This is a genomic window from Paenibacillus melissococcoides, assembly GCA_944800085.1.
GTDB lineage: Bacteria > Bacillota > Bacilli > Paenibacillales > Paenibacillaceae > Paenibacillus_B > Paenibacillus_B melissococcoides.
This window is the reverse complement of sequence record CALYLO010000007.1, coordinates 258543-278874: the sequence shown is the minus strand read 5'-3', so window position 1 is coordinate 278874 and position 20332 is coordinate 258543. Positions and strand designations below refer to the sequence as shown.

General features: G+C 58.0%; 20 protein-coding genes and 1 riboswitch. Of the genes, 19 read left to right on the top strand and 1 reads right to left on the bottom strand.

What is annotated here, in order from left to right; genetic code table 11:
• The first annotated feature begins 17 nt into the window (after positions 1-17).
• The 15 genes from mfd (at position 18) to OCY70_RS24250 (ending at position 14701) form a co-directional block, all read left to right on the top strand.
• Positions 18-3548: a transcription-repair coupling factor gene (mfd, locus tag OCY70_RS24320; protein ID WP_213427219.1), complete on the top strand. Its 3531-nt coding sequence runs from the start codon at positions 18-20 to the stop codon at positions 3546-3548.
• Positions 3535-4632, top strand: a complete 1098-nt coding sequence (locus tag OCY70_RS24315) for a peptidylprolyl isomerase (protein WP_213427218.1) — start codon at positions 3535-3537, stop codon at positions 4630-4632. The genes mfd and OCY70_RS24315 overlap by 14 nt, the downstream gene beginning before the upstream one ends.
• A gap of 362 nt (positions 4633-4994) precedes the next feature.
• A complete protein-coding gene (spoVT, locus tag OCY70_RS24310; protein WP_213427217.1) occupies positions 4995-5537 on the top strand; it encodes a stage V sporulation protein T in 543 nt (180 codons plus the stop codon).
• 201 nt (positions 5538-5738) lie between these two features.
• The gene (locus OCY70_RS24305; RefSeq protein ID WP_213427216.1) at positions 5739-7397 is read left to right on the top strand and encodes a putative polysaccharide biosynthesis protein; all 1659 of its coding nucleotides are present in this window, start codon (positions 5739-5741) and stop codon (positions 7395-7397) included.
• A gap of 47 nt (positions 7398-7444) precedes the next feature.
• Positions 7445-8950: a bifunctional methyltransferase/pyrophosphohydrolase YabN gene (locus OCY70_RS24300; protein WP_213427215.1), complete on the top strand. Its 1506-nt coding sequence runs from the start codon at positions 7445-7447 to the stop codon at positions 8948-8950.
• Between the two features lie 197 nt (positions 8951-9147).
• The gene (locus OCY70_RS24295; protein ID WP_006679526.1) at positions 9148-9420 is read left to right on the top strand and encodes an HU family DNA-binding protein; all 273 of its coding nucleotides are present in this window, start codon (positions 9148-9150) and stop codon (positions 9418-9420) included.
• Entirely contained in the window at positions 9420-9698 is a 279-nt protein-coding gene (locus tag OCY70_RS24290) for an RNA-binding S4 domain-containing protein (RefSeq protein WP_213427214.1), read from the top strand. Before OCY70_RS24295 ends, OCY70_RS24290 begins: the two co-directional genes overlap by 1 nt.
• A 248-nt stretch (positions 9699-9946) precedes the next feature.
• Positions 9947-9990: riboswitch (PreQ1 riboswitch) on the top strand.
• Between the two features lie 217 nt (positions 9991-10207).
• Positions 10208-10885, top strand: coding sequence for a 7-cyano-7-deazaguanine synthase QueC (gene queC / locus OCY70_RS24285; RefSeq protein WP_213427246.1), 678 nt, complete (start codon positions 10208-10210; stop codon positions 10883-10885).
• Positions 10882-11370, top strand: coding sequence for a 6-carboxytetrahydropterin synthase QueD (queD, locus tag OCY70_RS24280; protein ID WP_213427213.1), 489 nt, complete (start codon positions 10882-10884; stop codon positions 11368-11370). The genes queC and queD overlap by 4 nt, the downstream gene beginning before the upstream one ends.
• Entirely contained in the window at positions 11367-12092 is a 726-nt protein-coding gene (gene queE / locus OCY70_RS24275) for a 7-carboxy-7-deazaguanine synthase QueE (protein ID WP_213427245.1), read from the top strand. The genes queD and queE overlap by 4 nt, the downstream gene beginning before the upstream one ends.
• 110 nt (positions 12093-12202) lie before the next feature.
• Positions 12203-12694 carry a preQ(1) synthase gene (gene queF, locus OCY70_RS24270; RefSeq protein ID WP_213427212.1) on the top strand — a complete coding sequence of 164 codons (492 nt, stop codon included), beginning with the start codon at positions 12203-12205 and terminating at the stop codon, positions 12692-12694.
• A 124-nt stretch (positions 12695-12818) separates the two neighbouring features.
• Positions 12819-13106, top strand: a complete 288-nt coding sequence (yabP, locus tag OCY70_RS24265) for a sporulation protein YabP (protein ID WP_006679532.1) — start codon at positions 12819-12821, stop codon at positions 13104-13106.
• Positions 13103-13747, top strand: coding sequence for a spore cortex biosynthesis protein YabQ (gene yabQ / locus OCY70_RS24260; RefSeq protein ID WP_213427211.1), 645 nt, complete (start codon positions 13103-13105; stop codon positions 13745-13747). Before yabP ends, yabQ begins: the two co-directional genes overlap by 4 nt.
• A gap of 45 nt (positions 13748-13792) precedes the next feature.
• Positions 13793-14113, top strand: a complete 321-nt coding sequence (locus OCY70_RS24255) for an FtsB family cell division protein (RefSeq protein ID WP_249724724.1) — start codon at positions 13793-13795, stop codon at positions 14111-14113.
• A gap of 126 nt (positions 14114-14239) precedes the next feature.
• The gene (locus OCY70_RS24250) at positions 14240-14701 is read left to right on the top strand and encodes a S1 domain-containing RNA-binding protein (protein WP_213427210.1); all 462 of its coding nucleotides are present in this window, start codon (positions 14240-14242) and stop codon (positions 14699-14701) included.
• A gap of 234 nt (positions 14702-14935) precedes the next feature.
• On the opposite strand, the gene OCY70_RS24245 is transcribed toward OCY70_RS24250, so the two are convergent.
• Positions 14936-15259, bottom strand: coding sequence for a hypothetical protein (locus OCY70_RS24245; RefSeq protein ID WP_261948811.1), 324 nt, complete (start codon positions 15257-15259; stop codon positions 14936-14938).
• A gap of 230 nt (positions 15260-15489) precedes the next feature.
• On the opposite strand from OCY70_RS24245, the gene OCY70_RS24240 reads away from it, so the two are divergent.
• From OCY70_RS24240 to OCY70_RS24225, 4 genes are all read left to right on the top strand, one after another.
• Entirely contained in the window at positions 15490-15792 is a 303-nt protein-coding gene (locus OCY70_RS24240) for a hypothetical protein (protein WP_213427208.1), read from the top strand.
• Positions 15793-15830: 38 nt separating this feature from the next.
• Positions 15831-18335 (top strand): stage II sporulation protein E, encoded by a 2505-nt coding sequence (gene spoIIE / locus OCY70_RS24235; RefSeq protein WP_213427207.1) that lies wholly within the window; start codon positions 15831-15833, stop codon positions 18333-18335.
• A gap of 201 nt (positions 18336-18536) precedes the next feature.
• Complete coding sequence (locus tag OCY70_RS24230) at positions 18537-19301, top strand: vWA domain-containing protein (protein WP_213427206.1); 765 nt, start codon at positions 18537-18539, stop codon at positions 19299-19301.
• Entirely contained in the window at positions 19285-20304 is a 1020-nt protein-coding gene (locus tag OCY70_RS24225) for a protein kinase domain-containing protein (protein WP_306433912.1), read from the top strand. Before OCY70_RS24230 ends, OCY70_RS24225 begins: the two co-directional genes overlap by 17 nt.
• The last annotated feature ends 28 nt before the right edge of the window (positions 20305-20332 follow it).

The following is a 20332-nucleotide window of genomic DNA, read 5'->3' as shown; positions in this document are numbered from 1 at the left end:
AAAGAGAGGCCTGTCCTTTGTTAAACGCACTCATGAAAGCATTATCTGGAGAGCGGGATATCGACTCCATCGTTGAAGGCATTCGCAGCGGGATGAAGGAGCAACTGGTATCCGGCCTGGCCGGCTCGACGCGGCAGGTCATGATGGCTGCTCTGCATCATCAGTTGGAGCGGCCCCTGCTGGTCGTGACGCACAATATGTTCTCTGCGCAGAAGGTGGCGGAGGATCTGCAAGAATGCTTGTCTGCGGACCAAGTATTGTTGTACCCGGCGAATGAGCTGGTCGCTGCGGAAGCGGCCATCTCCAGTCCGGAAGTGATTGCACAGCGGATAGAGGCACTGACGGGCATCGCCCGCGGATTCCGCGGGATCGTCGTAACTCCGTATGCGGGGCTGCGGCGGTTTTTGCCTGCCCGGGAGACGATGGCATTCTCTCAATTCACGATCGCCGTGGGCGATGAGGTGAAGCTAGATTCCTTCCTGGAATCCCTGGTCTCTCTCGGCTATGAGCGGACCGAGCGGGTGGAAGCGGCCGGAGAATTCAGTGTCCGGGGCGGCATCGTCGACCTTTACCCGCTGACATCGCCTTATCCGTACCGGATCGAGTGGTTCGACGAGGAGATCGATTCGATCCGTTCCTTCGATGCGGCCGATCAACGTTCGTTGGAGAAGCTGAAGGAGTTGAATATCCCGCCGGCCAAGGAATGGATTGCCGACAAGACACGCTTCGTCCAAGCGGCCGAAGCGGCTTCCGCACGTCTGGAGGAGCAATTGGCCCGAATGACCGACCGCCAGGTGAAGGAGAAGCTGCAGCAGGAGATTGGTCACGATATTGAGCGGCTGCGGGGCGCTTCCTATTTTAGTGAAATGTATAAATACGTGTCGCTGCTCTATCCGGAGCGGCATACGCTCTATGATTACATGCCGCAGGATACGCTGCTTCTGATAGACGAGCCGGCCCGGGTCATGGAGACGGCCAAGCAGTTGGAACGCGATGAAGCGGAGTGGAGCACGCATTTGCTGCAGAACGGCAAATCGCTGCCATCGCTGGAGCTGGGTCTCACTGCTGACGCGGCTATGGGCAAGCGTCCGTTCCAGACCCTGTTCATGGCGCTGTTCCTGCGCCAGGTGCCGCACACCCAGCCGCAGAACATCGTCAATGTCATGTGCCGGACGATGCAGAACTTCCATGGGCAGATGAACGTGCTCAAGGCCGAGATGGAGCGGTGGAAAAAAGCCGGGGCCAATGTCATCATTCTGGCCAACGGACCGGAGCGGGTAGATCGGGTGCGCCGGGTGCTGCAGGACTACCAGATTCCGGAGCCGACGATTATGACCGGCAATCTGCAGTCGGGCTTCGAGCTGCCTTCGATCCATCTCGTCGTGATTACCGAGGGCGAGATGTTCTCCCAGAAGCAGCGCAAGACGCGGCGCGCCGACGCAAGCATGAAGATGGACAATGCGGAGCGCATCCGCAATTACACCGAACTGAAAATCGGGGATTACGTCGTCCATCAGAACCATGGCATCGGCAAATATATCGGCATTGGCACCTTGGAGATCAACGGCATCCATAAAGACTATCTGCATATTATGTATGCCGGCGGCGACAAGCTGTCCGTGCCGGTCGATCAGCTCCATCTCATCCAGCGCTATGTCAGCTCGGAGGAGAAGGAGCCGAAAATATACAAGCTGGGCGGAACGGAATGGACCAAGGTCAAAAACAAAGTCCGATCATCGGTCAAGGACATTGCCGACGATCTGATTAAGCTATATGCCGCTAGACAAGCCTCATCCGGCTATGCCTTCGACAAGGATACGCCGGAGCAGCAGGAATTCGAGGACTTGTTCCCGTATGAGGAGACGCGGGATCAGCTGCGCGCGATCGCCGAGATCAAGAAGGACATGGAGCTGCCGCGGCCGATGGATCGGCTGTTATGCGGCGATGTCGGCTACGGCAAGACCGAGGTTGCGGTGCGCGCCGCCTTCAAGGCGGCTATCGAGGGCAAGCAGGTGGCGGTCCTCGTGCCGACGACGATCCTGGCGCAGCAGCATTACGAGACGTTCCGCGAGCGCTTCGCGGAATATCCGTTCAATATTCAGGTGATGAGCCGGTTCCGGTCGCGCAAAGAACAGAATGAGACAATCAAGGGTTTGAAGACGGGGGTCGTCGATGTGGTCATCGGCACGCACCGCCTGCTCTCTCAAGATGTCGTGTTCAAGGAGCTGGGATTGCTGATCGTGGATGAAGAGCAGCGCTTCGGCGTCACGCACAAGGAGAAGCTGAAGAAGCTGAAGACGAATGTGGACGTGCTGACGCTGACAGCCACGCCGATCCCGCGCACGCTTCATATGTCGATGCTCGGCGTGCGGGACTTGTCAGTCATCGAGACGCCGCCGGAGAACCGGTTCCCGGTTCAGACATACGTGTTGGAATACAGCGATTCGCTGGTGAGAGAAGCGATAGAACGCGAGCTGTCGCGGGACGGTCAAGTGTATTTCTTGTTCAACCGGGTGCAGGGCATCCATCAGATGGCGGATCATATCAAGATGCTGGTGCCGGAGGCGAAGGTGGCGGTGAGTCACGGCCAGATGTCGGAGACGGAGCTGGAGAAGACGATTCTCGACTTCCTCGACGGAGAGTATGACGTGCTGGTCAGCACGAGCATTATCGAGACCGGGGTGGACATCCCGAACGTCAATACGCTCATCGTGCATGATGCGGACAAGATGGGCTTGTCCCAGCTGTATCAGCTTCGCGGGCGCGTCGGGCGCTCGAACCGGATCGCCTATGCGTACTTCACCTACCAGCGCGACAAGGTGTTGAACGAGGTCGCGGAGAAGCGTCTGCAAGCGATAAAGGAATTCACCGAGCTCGGTTCCGGCTTCAAGATTGCGATGCGCGACCTGTCGATTCGGGGCGCGGGCAATCTGTTGGGCGCGGAGCAGCATGGCTTCATCGCTTCGGTCGGCTTCGATCTGTACTCGCAGATGCTCGCCGATGAGATCAACAAGCGCAAAGCCGAGCTGGACGGGGTCGCCATTCGCGACCAGCAGGAGCTGTCGACGCTTATCGATCTCAATATCGACGCCTATTTGCCGCCGAATTATATTTATGATAGTATTCAGAAGATTGAGATCTACAAAAAGGTTGCCGGTCTCGCCTCATTGGAGGAAGTCGAAGAATTGCGCGATGAACTCATCGATCGCTTTGGTGAACCGCCGCTTGCCGTCTTGCAGCTGCTGGCCGTCGCACGGCTGAAGCTGCATGCGAAGCAGTATGGATTGGAATCCATCGTGCAGCGCGGGGATACGGTCACCATGAAGGTCCACCCTTCGGCTGAACCATGGCTTGACCGTAAGAAGCTGGCAACGATTGCGGCCCGCATCGATCGGCGTATCGCCGTCGATCGCGAAGCGCATGGCACGGTGAAGATCAATGCGCGCGGGTTGGATGGAATGCAGCTGCTGATGCAATTGGAGCAGTTCATGCTTGAAGCTACAGACGCGATCAAAGCGAAGGGAGAATTACAACATGTTGCAAAATAAACAGATGCGCTCCAAAAAATGGCTGCTGCTTGCGCTGTCTGCCGTGTTGACGCTGTCCGTCCTGGCAGGATGCGGCAAGAAGGATACAACGGCGGCAGCGAAGGATGGAAGCAAAGTGGTAGCTACCTATGAAGGCGGAGAAGTGACCGAGGACGAATTCAAGAAGGAAATGGCTACTATGCTCGTGTTCTACCCCGAGTATGAGCAAATTATCGGCATGGAGCAGTTTCAGGAATATTTCTTGAAGCAGCAGATCGCTTACTTGTATCTGGAGGGCAAAGCGTCCGACAAGGCAAAGAAAACGGGCGAAGAGAAGGCCAAGGAACAACTGGACTTGATGAAAACGCAGGCGGGCGCTGACGAGTTCAAGAAGATGCTGGACGCCCAAAAGCTGACCGAAGCCGACGTGACGGCGTACATGACCCGGATTTTGACGGTCGTTCAAGATTATAATGATAAAGTCACCGATGAGCAGTTGAAGGCCGAATTCGAGAAGAATAAGAAGGACTTGACGGTAGCGACCGTTCGCCACGTGCTGATCGGCTTCGAGGATAAGAATGGCAAAGAGCGCAAAAAAGAAGATGCCCTCAAGCTGGCCAAAGATATCCAAACCCGTCTGAAGAAGGGCGAGGACTTCGCGAAGGTGGCCAAGGAAAACTCGGATGACACCGGATCGGCTGACAACGGCGGCCTGTACCAGGATGTGGCGGTAGGCAATTGGGTGCCACAATTCAAGGAGGCGGCTTTGACGCTGCCGATCAACGAGATCAGCGATCCGGTCGAGACCGACTACGGCTACCATGTCATGCGGGTTGAAGCCCGTGCGGAGAAGACATTCGACAAGCTGACCGACACCGAGAAGACGTCGCTGCGCACCCAGGCCGCATCGGAATTGATGAACGACTTCATGGAGAAAGAACTGGATAATCTCATCAAGAAGATCGATTTGCCGAAGACCGAGGAGCCGGCTGACTCGACAGGCGAAAATAAAGACACAACGCAAGACGATAAGAAAAACGAGACGCCACAAGACAACAACGCGGCAACAGACCAGAAAGAGGACAAGGCGGAAGGCACGAAATAAAGTGATTCACCAGCTGCGGCTGCCCCCGGTGTCGGGGGCGGCCCCTTTTTTGTCCTTGACTAGGGAAAAAGGCCTAGGCCAGCTTGGATTCGACAAAAACAGAGTTTTAGGATAAAATTATCCAGTGTTAATGACAAATAAATGTGAAAAAGTTGAGAAAAGTGGAGAAAATATGTCGTTAAATGTCGAAAAATGTGAAGTGCTTTGCAGTCAACCGGGCATGAACGGAGTATCATGAAATGTATAAGAAGTTGGGAGCAGATGAATACTATGGTCAGAGTTTGAAACTATACCGCATCTCTCCTAAAAACAATAATCCAGTTGACCTTTAAAACTAATCTTGGAAAGCGGGGCAACCTTTAATGAAAGCTACTGGTATTGTTCGTCGTATTGATGATCTTGGACGCGTGGTCATTCCCAAAGAAATTCGTCGCACGCTGCGTATTCGCGAAGGAGATCCACTTGAAATTTTCGTTGATCGCGACGGTGAAGTTATCCTAAAAAAATATTCGCCAATCGGGGAATTGGGTGATTTTGCCAAGGAATATGCGGAGTCTCTGTATGAAAGCACAGGCCACATCACGATGATCACCGACCGCGACACCATCATCGCGCTGGCTGGAGGCTCGAAGAAGGAATTTTTGGACAAGCAGATCGGCATGCTGCTGGAAAATTGCATGGACAACCGCAAGTCGGTGCTGGAGACGAATTCCGGCAATTATGAGATCGTGAAGGATCATCAGGAGACGTTGTCTTCTTTTGTCGCTGCGCCGATTGTATCGGGCGGGGATCCGATTGGAACGGTCGTGCTGTTGAACCGGGATGACAGCGTCAAGATGGGTCAGATGGAAGTGAAAATGGCGGAAACGGCTGCCGGCTTCCTCGGGAAACAAATGGAACAATAATCCGCTTCGGCGGTGCATCGCTCCTGCTCGTGAAGGGCCGCCCCAAGGCGCGCGCACCTTCTGAAGCGGGAGTTTTTTGTTCCGGAAGGCCCCGCTCTGTCCGCCGCAGCGGTCTATGATATAATACGTGTACATTACAACGCGCGTAAGAAATCATGGACGCAGCGGCAACCTTTGGATTCGGATGGGCGGGAGACGAGCATGGAGCGTACAACAGGAAGGCATGTCGTATCCGGCGCCCTGATGCTGGGCGCGGCGGCGGTGCTGTCGAAGATCATCGGCACGCTGCAGAAAATTCCGCTGCAAAACATCGGGGGCGACGGTGTCTTCGGCATCTACAATGCCGTATATCCCTTCTATGTGCTGCTGATGGTCATCGCCTCGGCAGGCATCCCTGTCGCCGTGGCCCGTCTCGTCGCCGAGTGCGAAGCGGCGGGGGACAAGCAGGGGTCGGCCCGCGTGCTGTACGCCTCCTGCCTCCTGATGAGCTTCACCGGCCTGATCGGCTTCCTCGCCTTGACCTGGGGAGCCGAGACGGTCGCTTCCTGGATCGGGAACCGCCATACCGTGCCGGCGATACGCAGCTCGGCCTACGCGCTGCTCGTCATGCCGTTGGCCGCCGCCCTGCGGGGCTATGATCAGGGGCGCGGACGGATGGAATCGACGGCCGTCTCGCAGGTGGCGGAACAGACCGGCCGGGTAGCCGTCATGATCGCGCTCCTGCTCTACTATGTGAGCCGGGAAGCGCCGGAGGAGACGATTGCGGCCGGCGCCACCTTCGGCTCGTTCGCGGGCGGCGTGTGCGGCTTGACGGCGATGGCCTGCTTCCGGTGGAGGGAGCGCCGTTCCGCCGCTGCGGCAGCCCGGGTCTTGCCGGGGCCGTCCGGCCAGGCGGAAGCGGAACCGTCCGGTTCGGCGAGGGGAGATCTGTCCGTCCCGGCGTCTTCGCCGACGATCGGCGCCTGGATGCGGCGGCTGGCCTGGACGGCCCTGCCGATCTGCCTCGGCGCGATCGTGATGCCGGCCGTGAACGTCGTCGATGTGTTCACGGTGCCGCGCCTCCTGGCCCAGCACGGGCTTGGCGAGGCCGGAGCGCTGGCGGAGTTCGGCGTCTACAGCCGCGCCTTCCCGCTGGTCCAGCTCGTGACGATGGTCGCCAGCTCGCTCGCGGTCGGCCTCGTGCCGGCCGTTGCCGCGACCGCGCGCCGCGATGTGGCCCAACTGCGGGAGCTGCTGGCGTCGGCGCTTCGCTGGACCTGGCTGATCGGCTGGGCCGCGGCGGCGGGGCTGATCGCCATGGCCGAGCCGATCAATGTGGCGCTCTACACGGATGCCGCCGGCATGACGGCCTTCGTGTGGATCGCGTCGACCGCGGTCAGCGGCGTGCTCCAGGCCGTGACCGCCGCGCTGCTGCAGGGCATGGGGGCCGTGCGCGCCCCCGCCCTGATTCTGCTGTTCGCCGCCGGCGTGAAGGCGGCGCTCAATCTGTGGCTGGTCCCGGCCTATGGCATCGCCGGGGCCGCCATCAGCGCGGCCGCCTCGCTCGCGCTCGCCGCGGCGCTGAATGCGGCCGCGCTGAGCCGCGCCAGCGGCATGCGCTTCGCCGCCTGGGGCGCCCGCAGCGCGCGGCTGGCGCTGGCGCTTGCCGCCATGGCCGCGCTCGTCCCGGCGGCGCTCGGCCTTGGCAGCCGCTCAGGCGCCCTGCTCGCGGTCGCCGGCGGCGTACCGCTCGGCGCGCTCATCTTCGCCGGGCTGGCGCTGCGGCTCGGCCTCGTGCGGCCGCAGGAGCTGGCCGCCCTGCCGCGCATCGGCCCGGCGCTCGCCCGGATCGCGGCCAAGATCGCGCCGCGGAACAGGTAACGGACGGTTCTCCCCGGGGGGAACCGCGACACGAAGGAGGCATTCCCATGTCAGGAACAATCACGGTCGTCGGGCTCGGCTCCGGCGACGCCGGACAGCTGACGCTGGACGTATGGAACCGGCTCCGCCGGGCGGAACGGCTGTATGTGCGCACGGAGCGCCATCCGGTGATGTCGCTGCTGCAGGAGGAAGGGACGGCATACCGTTCCTTCGACGAGGTGTATGAAGCGAAGGACGATTTCCCGGCGGTGTACGAGGAGATTACCCGGGCATTAATCGCGGCGGCGCAGGACGGCGGTTCAGTCGTCTACGCGGTGCCGGGCCATCCGATGGTGGCGGAGGCCACCGTGAAGCTGCTGGCCGAACGCTGCCCGGCCGAAGGCATCCGGCTGGAGATCCTGGGCGGGGAGAGCTTCCTCGATCAAGCCTTCATCCGGCTCGGCTTCGACCCGATCGAAGGGTTCCAGCTGCTGGACGCGAGCGGACTGAAGCGATACATGCTCAATCCCCGGTTGCACACCGTTATCGGACAAGTGTATGATACGTTTACAGCTTCCGAAGTGAAGCTGGGCTTGATGGAAGTATATCCGGACGATTACGAGGTCATCGCCGCTCATGCGCTCGGCGTCGAGGGGCAGGAGGAGATCCGCCGCGTGCCGCTGTTCGAGCTCGATCGGCTGGAGGGCTACGGCAACCTGTCGCTCATCTACGTGCCGCGTTCGGAGGCGGACGAGGTGCTGAACGGCACGTTCGACAAGCTGCACGAGATCGTGGCGACGCTGCGCAGTCCCGAAGGCTGTCCGTGGGATCGGGAGCAGACGCATCAGTCGATTCGCAAAAACTTTATCGAAGAGACCTATGAGGTGCTGGAAACGATCGACGATGACGATCCCGTCGGCATGCAGGAGGAGCTGGGCGACGTGCTGCTGCAGATTATGCTGCATGCCCAGATGGAGGAAGAGACGGGGACCTTCTCGGCATATGATGTCATTCGGGGCCTGAACGAGAAGCTCATCTTCCGCCATCCTCACGTGTTCGGGGACAAGGCGGCCGCCGATTCGGAATCGGCGCTCCGCAATTGGGAACAGATGAAGGCCGAGGAGAAGCGGCGCAAGGGACGCGACGCGGAACGCAAGTCCGTATTGGACGGGGTGCCGCGCGATTTGCCGGCGCTGATGAAGGCCCGCGAGCTGCAGCATAAAGCGGCCAAGGTCGGCTTCGACTGGGATCGGATCGAGGATGTACTTGACAAACTGGCCGAAGAATTGCAAGAATTGCGAGAGGCGATCAGCTTGGCAGAGACGGCGAAGGGCGGGGACAAGCACCGTGCGCATGCCGTAGAGGAGCTGGGAGACGTGCTGTTCGCGGCAGTAAATGCGGCAAGATTTCTGGGAGCCGACCCGGAAGAAGCGTTGACGGGGACGAACCGCAAATTTATTCGCCGTTTTCAATATATTGAGGAACAGCTTCGTATAAACGGCAAATCTTTTGACCAGACTGATTTACTAGAAATGGAGAAGTGGTGGCAGGAAGCGAAGCAGCTGAAGCCTTGACCGGAGCGGTCAGCGGCCTGATATCCCCTATTTTCGTCAAAATATGAAAAAGTGCCGTAACCGGGGAGGATTTTACTCGCAAAGCAAGAATACATACATGCGAGAATACAACATGGATTGTATTTTGCGACTCCGGCATCAGCCCGCGAGCCAACACACTCTATTGAATGACTAATAGGATTGGGAGGCCAATAAACATGAACAAAACAGATTTGATCAACAACATCTCGGAGAAAAGCGGATTGACCAAAAAAGACGTAGAAGCGGTATTGAACGGCTTCTTCGGCGAAGTTACCGATGCATTGTCCAAAGGCGATAAAGTGCAACTGATTGGATTCGGCACATTCGAGACTCGCAAGCGCGCAGGCCGCACGGGCCGCAACCCGCAAACCGGCAACACCATTGAGATTCCGGAATCGACCGTTCCGGCATTCAAAGCGGGCAACAAGCTTAAAGAAGCTGTAAAATAATGCGTCTCGACAAGTTCCTGAAGGTTTCGCGGCTCATTAAGCGGCGCACCGTGGCCAAAGATGTGTCCGAACAGGGACGCGTCATGTTGAATGGCCGCGAGGCGAAGCCGAGCACGACCGTCAAGGTGGGAGACGAGATTACGGTTCAGATCGGGCAGAAGCTCGTCACCGTCCGTATCGAGCGTCTCCAGGAGACGACGAAGAAGGAAGAAGCGGCGGGCATGTACACGCTGCTGAAGGAAGAGCCTATTCCGCGATCGCAGGATCTGGAATGGTAATCGCCAAGAATCCATCAAGAACGGCCCTTTCCCGACAACGGGGGAGGGCCGTTCTTGTGCTTTCCGGGAGGCGGCCTTCGGCTGGCCGAGATATTTATGGCTGAGCTATGGATGCCCGGGAGGAGGCATTCCGGGTAAGGCGGGAACAGGCTGCCGAAGGAACGGCAAGAGGGAAAATAAGGCTTTGAATCTCTTCTCCCCGTTTCCTATAATAGACGTATAACCAAATACATTCCGCCGGATTCCCGGCGGGAGAGGTTCGCAATCTCCCTCTATAAAAAACTAAGGCTGACAGCATCCGCATGGGTATGGCTTTCCCTTGGTGTTGTCTTTTTTGTGCTTATCGAGGCGGGGGAAGCGGCGCAGGCCGGATCGCCCCCTGCTTCGAATGGACCGATTCACATGCCTTCGTCTTGTTCTGTAGAGGAATAAGAAGGGATGGACACAGGATGAATGATGCAATGAACCGTAAGGAAGCTGCCGCAGATCGGGCGGCGGGCGCAGGCGTCATGGGCAAGCCGCGGGAGAAGGCGGTCGTCGTCTTCAGCGGCGGGCAGGACAGCACGACCTGCCTGTTCTGGGCGCGGGAGCGCTTCGAAGCGGTCGAGACGGTGACGTTCGACTATGGACAGCGCCACCGCAGCGAGCTGGAGCATGCGAAGCGGATCGCAGCCAAGCTGCAGGTGCCGAATCGCGTGCTCGACATGACGCTGCTCAATCAACTCGCGCCGAACGCGCTCACCCGGGCCGATATCGACATCGCCCAGGAGGAGGGCGAACTGCCCAACACGTTCGTCGAGGGGCGCAATCTGCTTTTCTTCTCGTTCGCCGCGATCTACGCGAAGCAGATCGGCGCGCGCCATATCGTGACGGGCGTCTGCGAGACCGATTTCAGCGGCTATCCCGATTGCCGGGACGTCTTTGTCAAATCGCTGAACGTCACGCTCAATCTGGCGATGGACTATGGCTTCGTCCTTCATACACCGCTCATGTGGCTGAACAAGGCCGAGACCTGGCGTCTGGCGGACGAACTGGGGGCGTTCGACTTCGTGCGCACCGAGACCGTGACCTGCTATAACGGGCTGCCGGGCGACGGGTGCGGCGAATGCCCGTCCTGCAAGCTGCGGCGGGCCGGTCTGGAGAGCTATCTCGCGGAGAGAGCGCAGAAGGCGGGGGCCGGAGCATGAACAGACCGGGCCCGTTCCGCATCGTAGAGAAGCTGCAGCAATACGGAACCGATATATCCCGCGAGTCGCTGCGCTACCACAAGCGCCGCGTGCTCGTCAGCAAGGAATTCACCTTCGACGCGGCGCATCATCTGCACGCCTACGAAGGCAAATGCAAAAATCTGCACGGCCATACGTACAAGGCCGTGTTCGGCCTGAGCGGCTATCCCAATGACATTGGCATCGCGCTTGATTTCGGAGACATCAAGGAGATTTGGAAGGAGCGAATCGAGCCGTACCTCGATCACCGCTATTTGAATGAGACGCTCCCCCCGATGAACACGACCGCGGAGAATATGGTCGTCTGGCTGTATGAGCAGATGAGCGCGGCGCTGGCTGAGGAGCCGTACCGCACCCGCTGCGAAGGCGGGCGGGTCGAGTTCGTCCGTCTCTACGAGACGCCGACCAGCTATGCCGAGGCGAGACGGGAGTGGATGGATCAATGACGATACCGGTGCTGGAACTGTTCGGGCCGACCGTCCAGGGCGAAGGCATGCTGGTCGGCCGGAAGACGATGTTCGTGCGCACGGCAGGCTGCGACTACCGCTGCTCCTGGTGCGATTCCGCCTTCACGTGGGACGGCTCGGCGAAGGAGGAGATTCGCGGCTTGACGGCGGAAGACATCCTGCGGGAGCTGAATGCGCTCGCCGCCGGCCGCTTCGATCATGTCACGATCTCGGGCGGCAATCCCGCCTTGATTCCCGGCATCGGCGAGCTGGTGCGCCTGCTGGGAGAGCAAGGCATTCGCACCGCGGTGGAGACGCAGGGCTCGCGGTGGCAGGACTGGCTGCTGGACATCGATGACGTCACGCTGTCGCCGAAGCCGCCCAGCTCCGGCATGAGCACCGATGAAGCGCGGCTCGATCAGATCGTGAACCGGCTGCGGGATCGCCCGGACCGGAAGGGTCTTTGCCTGAAGATCGTCGTCTTCGACGAACCGGATCTCGCGTATGCTATCCGCATGCACGAGCGTTACCCGGACATTCCGTTCGTCCTCCAGACGGGGAATGACGATGTGCGGAGCTCGGATGACCACGAGCTGATCCGGAAGCTGCTCGGCCGGTATGAATGGCTGATCGATCAGGTCGGGGCCGCTCCGCGCCTGAACCGGGTGCGGGTGCTGCCGCAGCTTCACACGCTCGTATGGGGCAACAAACGCGGCGTATAACGAAGAGGCAGGCCTGTCGTCAGGCCGCTCGCACAGGATTCGCCCCGGCCCGGAGCCGGGACGCTTAAGAATGAGTGATGAATAACCGATATAGAAGGGGAGGCAATCGCATGGCAGGCAGGAACGAAGCGGAATTGCAGCTGAAGCATCTCGGAGGGAAGACGGAATACGCGACCGACTATGCCCCGCATGTGCTGGAGGCGTTCGACAATAAGCATCCGAACCGCGATTATTTCGTCAAATTCAACTGTCCGGAGTTCACCAGTCTCTGTCCGATGACAGGGCAGCCGGACTTCGCGACGATGTACATCAGCTACATTCCGGACCGGAAATGCGTCGAGAGCAAATCGCTGAAGCTGTATCTGTTCAGCTTCCGCAATCATGGCGACTTCCACGAGGATTGCGTCAATATCATTATGAACGATCTGATCGAGCTGCTTGATCCGAAATATATCGAAGTATGGGGCAAGTTCACGCCGCGCGGCGGCATTTCTATCGATCCGTACTGCAATTACGGCCGTCCCGGCACGAAGTATGAGGAGATGGCGGCTTATCGCCTGATGAATCATGATTTGTACCCGGAAAAGGTCGACAACCGCTAATAGAGGCTGTTCAAAAAGTATGTTTTGATCGCGCACTGATAGAGAAATATTGGAAGAGTGGCCGCGTTGAAGTTCTATTCCGGCATTCCCTTCATAAGCTAGTGTTGAGAAGGAGGTACATGCCATGATGGAATTGAACAAGCCAACGGCCAAGCGCCAGGAGATTAAGATGGTCAACCGCAAGCTGCTGGAGATTAGCGGGGTAAGCAAAGTGGAAAGCTTCGACAGCGAGGAGTTCCTGCTTGATACCGAGTGCGGGTTTTTGACTATACGCGGCCACAATCTTCATATCAAAAACTTGAGCCTTGAACAAGGACAAGTCGCCATTGAAGGCACGGTCAACTCCCTGACCTACCTGGATGCGAGCTCGCACGATAAATCCAAAGGCTTCTTCGGGAAGTTATTCAAGTGAGTCTATACGTACAATGGACGACCATGCTGCTCATGATGCTGAGCGGCTTGGCGCTGGGCATCGTATTTGACGGCTACCGCGTCGTAGCGGGACAATTCCGTTTCCCTCGGTGGACGGTTCCGCTGCTGGATTTGCTGTATTGGCTGGCTGCGACGCTGTTCGTGTTTCAGATGCTCGTGAAGGGCAATCAGGGAGAGCTTCGATTTTACGTCTTTCTTGGCCTGGCCGCCGGGGCGTGGTTGTATGTCATCCTTCTCAGCAAGGTCACGGTCGCGATCGTGACGTGGCTCGTGCGGGCCATATTGGCAATCTCCCGGTTCATCCGGCGGTGCCTGTATGTTGTGCTCGTGCTGACGGTCAAGGGCTTGTGGATCTTTACAAAAGGTCTAGGCGCGTTTTTGCTGTCGGCGTCTATGTTCATCGGAAAAATTGTGCTACAATGTGTTAAGCCGCTATGGTTGCTGGTCCGATGGATTTTCCGGCCGCTCATCCTTCCGATCTGGGAACGGTTGGGCATGACGGAAAGGCTTTACCGGATCAAGGAGAAGGTATTTTCTGGTATGCGTCGAATGAATCAATGGGTGGCAGCGGGAAGAGCGAAGGCGGCTCGTCTGCTCCGCCTGTTTCATCATAAGAAGTAACGGGTAAGTACTTTATCTGACTCTATCGAAAATGGGGGTGTGCGTATGTCTGCGTCCCGGACACCGGACCGTACTCGTGAGAACAAAATGGCGGGAGCCAAGCGAAGATTGCGATTGTGGATGGGGTTTATGGTGGTGTTTGCGGGGTGGGGCTTGTATACGTACATCGACCAGGCGGCTACCATTGAGGGGCTCAAAGCCGATTATCAGGTTCAGGAGAAGAAGAAGCAGGATGCGGAACAGACGCGGAACGAGGTTCAGCAGGAAGTCGATCGCCTGAATACGATGGAATATATTCTTCAGATTGCGAGAAGTCAAGGGATGCTGCTTCCGGACGAAGTCCTTATCCGCAAGCACGAGGAATAGGCGCCATATTGGGACAACCGTCGGTTGACCACTTGGTGCGGTTACAGTATAATCACGACATAAGCATTGCTTTCGGTAACGAAGCGGTGTGCCGTTTAACATTTTAAGGGAGGAACATTTTATTCTATGACAATCGAAGTGGGCACCAAGTTACAAGGCAAGGTGACAGGCATTACGCATTTTGGGGCGTTCGTTGATCTGTCGGGAGGTGTCACGGGACTGGTTCACATCTCTGAAATTGCCGATAACTATGTCAAGGACGTGAATGACCATTTGAAGATTGACGATATCGTCACGGTCAAAGTAATTAACGTCGACAAGGACGGCAAGATTGGCTTGTCTATCAAGCAGACAGTGGATAAGCCAGCATCGGAGCAGAGACCGCCAAGAGGACCTCGTCAAGACCGTCCGAGAGACGGGAGAGGAAGAGGCGGCTTTGGTAACCGCGACCGGGGGGGCCGCAAGCCTAATTTCGCTTCTTTTGAGGATAAAATGTCGCGCTTCCTTAAAGACAGTGAAGAGCGCATCTCGTCTTTGAAAAAGAACACGGAATCCAAGCGCGGAGGCCGTGGCGCACGCCGCATGTAATAGATGACCAAGACACGAAGCCGCAGACCGGGCATCCGGTGTTGCGGCTTTTTTGCTGCGTTCGTGGCCGTGGCTGTGGCCGGTTCCGGTTCCGGGACGGTTCTGATCGGGCCAAGCCTGCAAACCTGCAGCATTTTTCCTCGTTTCATAGACTGAGAGCTGGAATTGATGCAAATATACATCTTTTTGTCCCTCTTACCGGGGTTGAGGCGGTAACGGCAGGAAATTGATGTATTATTGCAGGATTCCATTTTTCAACAACGGCCTTCTATCGAATTCCTGCAAATCTGCAGCAATCAGGAGAGGACGAACAGGACTCGCCCTCTCCCCTGGCCGGTCGGCCAGCACGGAACGCACTCTCGTGCTGACTTCGACCCCTGCGGCATGCTTCGCCACCGGTTCCGGCGATTCCCGGCAACTGCCCCGGGGCCTCCACCGGTACTGCGCAAGGTCGACAACGTTTCTGGCGAACCCCCTGATCTCCACGCAAGCTCCCAATGGCTTCTCGTCAACCAACCTGATCTCCGCGCAATCTCCCACAATGCATCTGACAACCACCTGATCTCCACGCAAGCTCCCAATGGGATCTGGCGAACCACCTGAGTTCCACGCAAGCTCCCAATGGCATCTGTTCAACCCCCTCAGCTTCACGCAAGCTCTCCCATTGGCATCGGACAACCACTTGAGCTCTGCGCCAGCTTCCACGACGGTTTCTGGCCTCCTGCTCGTGCCTCCGCCTCTTTCACAACAGCTTCCGCCACGCCAACCGCGCCCGCAGTCTCCACATTGTGACGGAATGGCAGATTCATCGCATTCATTTTTCCATCGCCACTATTTTTGTCACCCGTCGGGATGGTTACGACATGTTCTTACGCTATTCCGTATCCTTTCCCCTTATTTCCGAACGGCGGGCAAGTCCAGAACTGCAAAAAAATGACAACCGTTCGCTTGCCCCCAGGCCGGCTTACACCGGACGAGCCCTTGCGCGCGCAGGCTTATCCGATTTCTCGCGCCCGGCTCAACTGGTGTCGGAAATTTTTTTGGACGGGACTCCTTTTTCTGACAAACTATTTCCAGCTCCTTCTCTATAATGAGAGGCACACATTTCAGAGAATAGGTGGTGCTTGGCATGAGTAAGACAAAGGTGATTCCGTTTCCGAAGAAAGGCTGGCAGAGCGGGGGGCAAGGAGAGGGCGAATGGGGCCTCCCTCATAACAAGTGGCGGCTGGAACGATTCAAGCGGTTGCTTGGCACGCGGAAATGGACCTTCATGTTTGTGCTTATCGGGTTTCTGCTGGGACGGGCCATGATCTTGAATGAGTTGTTTCCGTTCGCCGCCGCGTTTTTCGCGGTCGTCTATTTTACGCGGCGCGAGCTGGCAACCTGGGTAGGAACGGCGCTGCTGGCCGGAAGCTTGTTCGCGCCGGAACAGATCTCGCTCATGATGGGCATGCAGCTGCTGCTTATCGTACTGATGCACCGCGGCTTGAAAGCGTATGAACGGACCGATATGAACATGGCGCCGATGATCGTGTTCGCCGCGACGCTGCTCGTCAAGCTGTTCGTGACCTTTATGTCGACGGCCCTGACCTGGTACGCCCTCGTGATGGATATGACGGATGCCGTGCTCGGTCTCGTCCTGACACTCGTGTTTATACAAGCATTGCCGGTTCTGACGATGAGTAAACGCAATTATACGCTGCGGGTGGAGGAAATGATCTGTCTGATGATTCTTCTCGCCTCCATTATGACCGGCGCCGTAGGCTGGACCGTCCAATCGCTGCAGCTCGATCACATCATTTCCCGCTATTTCGTGCTGCTGTTCGCCTTGGTCGGCGGAGCCCCGCTTGGCGCCTCGGTCGGCGTCGTGCTTGGCTTGATTCTCGGCTTGGCCGAGCCGAACTCGCTGACGCAGATGAGCGTGCTCGCGTTTGCCGGCTTGCTCGCCGGACTGCTGAAGGACGGCAAGCGTTGGGCGGTTGCCTTCGGCATGCTGCTCGGGACGGCCATTCTGTCCGTCTATCTCGGGCCTCCTACGGAGGTGATGGCCTCGACCTGGGAGACGATCGCCGCCGCGGCGCTATTTTTGCTCACTCCTAAATCGATATGCGCTACCTTGGCCAAATATGTGCCGGGAACGAACGAGCATACGAAATCGCAGCATGAATATGCGAAGCGAATGCGCGATTTGACGGCGGAACGGGTCACCCAGTTCTCGGAGGTGTTCCGGCAGCTGTCGAGCAGCTTCAAGCAGACCGCCCATACCGGCGAGCCTCCGACAGCGGAAGAGGAGCGCAGCCGGATGATCGAGGCGGTAACGGCCTCCACCTGTCTCGGCTGCCCGCGGCAGCAGGCCTGCTGGAACCATAAATCGCTCCAGACGATGACGATGATGAATCAGATGATAAGCAGGGTCGAACAGGATACCGAGATCGTCTCTTACAAGGAGAAGCAGCTGCCCCAGACGTGGAGGAGCCACTGCATGAAGGCGCCGAAGGTGCTCGCTCTGATGAGGGAGCATATGATCCGGAGGGCGCTGGACGAGCATTGGCAGAAGCAGATTTTGGACAGCCGCCATTTCGTAGCCGATCAGTTGGCCGGCGTCTCCAAGGTCATGGATGATCTGGCCCGGGAGATTCGGCGCGAAGGACGGGAGCTGTTCATGCAGGAGGAGCAGATTCGGCAGGCGATGGAGGATCTCGGGCTGTCCGTGCACCGCGTCGATATTTTATCGCTGGATCCCGGGCGGATCGAGATTGAGATGATTCATTCCTTCACCGACGGCTATGACGAGTGCCGCAAGCTTATTGCGCCGCTGCTGTCGGATATATTGGGCGAGCATATCGCCGTCAGAGAGGAGAGGTTAACCGGAACCGATGGGCATGGCAGGGTCACCTTCGTGTCGGCGAAGGCATTCGAGGTGGAGACCGGCATGGCCGGGGCCGCCAAAGGAGGGGATATGCTGTCAGGAGACAGCTTCAGCGCGCTGGAGCTCGGCAGCGGGAAGTATGCGGTCGCCTTGAGCGACGGGATGGGCAACGGCGAGCGGGCCCGCATGGAGAGCAGCACGGCCTTGAATCTTCTGTCCCAATTCCTGCAATCCGGCATTGACGAGAAGCTGGCGATCCAGTCCGTCAATTCGGTGCTGACGCTGCGGTCGCCGGACGAGATCTACGCGACGGTCGATATGGCGATCATCGATCTGTATTCCGCCAAGACGACGTTCATGAAGAGCGGCTCCACGCCCAGCTTCATCAAGAGCGGCAAGGACGTCCGCTTAGTATCCGGCAGCAACTTGCCGATAGGTATTATACAGGATATCGACTTCGAGCTGATTGATTCCGCTTTGCAGCCGGGAGATATATTGATCATGATGACGGATGGCATTTTCGATGCTCCCGGTCCGGCAGTCAATAAGGAGATGTGGATGAAGCGGCTGATCAGCGAGCTGGAGACGGACGATCCGCAGGAGATTGCCGATCTTCTCCTGGAGACCGTCATCCGACATGCCAGCGGTCATATCGATGACGACATGACCGTCGTCGTGACGCGCGTTGCCCGCCATCAGCCGCAATGGGCGACGCTGCACTGGAATGGGCATGACCGTATGGAGCGGCCGCTGACGGTCAGCTAATCTCTCGGCCGCGGCTTCCTGACTTGCCGCCCCCCGTATGGCCAGCGGGGTGTAAACTCTCTTTTCCTTGGAAATACTAGGAGAGGTAGTTCAAAAATGCCGCTTCGCATCAAGATCTTGCAGCCTGCTCGGCGCTAAAAAGCGGTCTTTTTGAACTGCGCTCGTACTAGATTCGGTGAAGAGAGGATGTGCGGAAGCGAAATGAAGCAAATTCTATTGATAACCGACGGCTGCTCCAATGTGGGCGTTCAGCCTGCCGTTGCCGCTGCGGAAGCGCGGGAGCGGGGCATCTCGGTTAACGTTGTCGGCATTGTGGATTATGGAACGATAGGTGAGCTTGGAGCCCGGGAGATCGACGAGATTGCCCGTGCCGGAGGAGGGATAAGCCGTATTGTCCAGTCGCACCAGCTGTCGCAGACGGTGCAGATGATGACGCGTAAGACGGTGGTGCAGACGATTCATCAGGCCGTGAACAAGGAACTGCGTCAAATATTCGGAGCCGAGCAGAACGTCGAATTCGAGACCCTTCCGCCGGAGCAGCGATCGGAAGTGGTGCGCGTCATGGACGAGCTGAGCGAGAATTCGCCGCTGCGCGTCGCCCTGCTCATCGATGCGAGCGCGAGCATGAAGCCGAAGCTCCCGGCAGTCGAGGAGGCGATACGGGATCTGATGCTGAGCCTGCAGGCTAGAGCGGGCAAAAGCGAGTTGAGCGTGTTCCATTTCCCGGGACCTTACGGCGGAGAAGAGGCCGTGCTGGATATGGAATGGACCGACGATCTCAGCCGCGCGAAGCGTTTGTTCCAGCGGTTGAATATGCGGGGAACGACCCCGACGGGACCTGCCCTCTTGAAAGTGATCGACTATTATCAATATGATGGAGGCAAGGCGAGTCAGGAACGCGACCTGGCGTCGCACGCCTCAGATGGAACAGGAACGGATGGGATGTGGAGTGACTACATCGTGTAACATGGAGAATGAACAGCATCATGCGCAGGCAGCGGCGCTTCGCGTCGAAGCGGGAACCGTGCTGCAGGGAGTATGGAACGGGCGCGTCTACCGAATTGAGCGACGGCTTGGCCGCGGGGCCAACGGAGTCGTGTATTTGGTGACTCATCTGCCGCCTGCAGCGCAGCCGCGCGGAGGACGGACCGCTGCCTATGCGCTGAAGATGGGAATGAACTCCGTCGATCTCCAGTCCGAGATTAACGCGCTGCGGACCTGGGAGAAGGGACGGCAAGCGGAGGCGGGGCGCACGGGCCGCCACCATGCCCGGCCATTTCTCGTCGATAACGATGATTGCGATCTGCACGGCAAGCGCATCCCGTTCTATGTGATGATGTATGTGCCCGGGGTGAGCCTTCGCAAATTCATTTATAAGCATGGGCCGGAATGGTATGGCGTCGTGGGAGGACGCTTGCTGGAAAAGCTCAGGCAGTTGCACCGGCAGGGGCTTGTCTTTGGCGATCTCAAGGCGGAGAACGTGCTGGTGAACGATAAAGGAGAGGTTGAATTGATCGATTACGGCGGTCTGACCTCCACCGGGAAAAGCGTGAAGCAATTCACGGAATTGTATGATCGGGGGTATTGGCATGCCGGATCGCGCACCGCCGATTTTCGGTATGATCTGTTCTCGTTCGCGGTCATGACGATTCAGATGATGGCCGAGCGGGAGCTTCGGGAACGGATCAAGACAACGCTCCCGCAGACGCGCGATATCAAGGATCTCCTCGAGATCGCCCGGACCCATCCCCGGGTGCTGCCGTATGAGCCATGGCTGGCGCCGGCCTTGCGCGGGGAATTCGCTTCCCCGGAAGAGGCATGCCGTCTGTGGCATGAACGGACACGGAAGCTTCATCGCTCCGGCAAACCGCTGAACCGCCCCACGCCATTGTGGCTGAAGTGGTTTTTTGCCGTGTCTGTGCTGCTTTTTGCGGCGAGTATCGCTTTTTGGGCATGGGGTTTCGATTAATGGGACATATTGTGTTATATTGAATTTA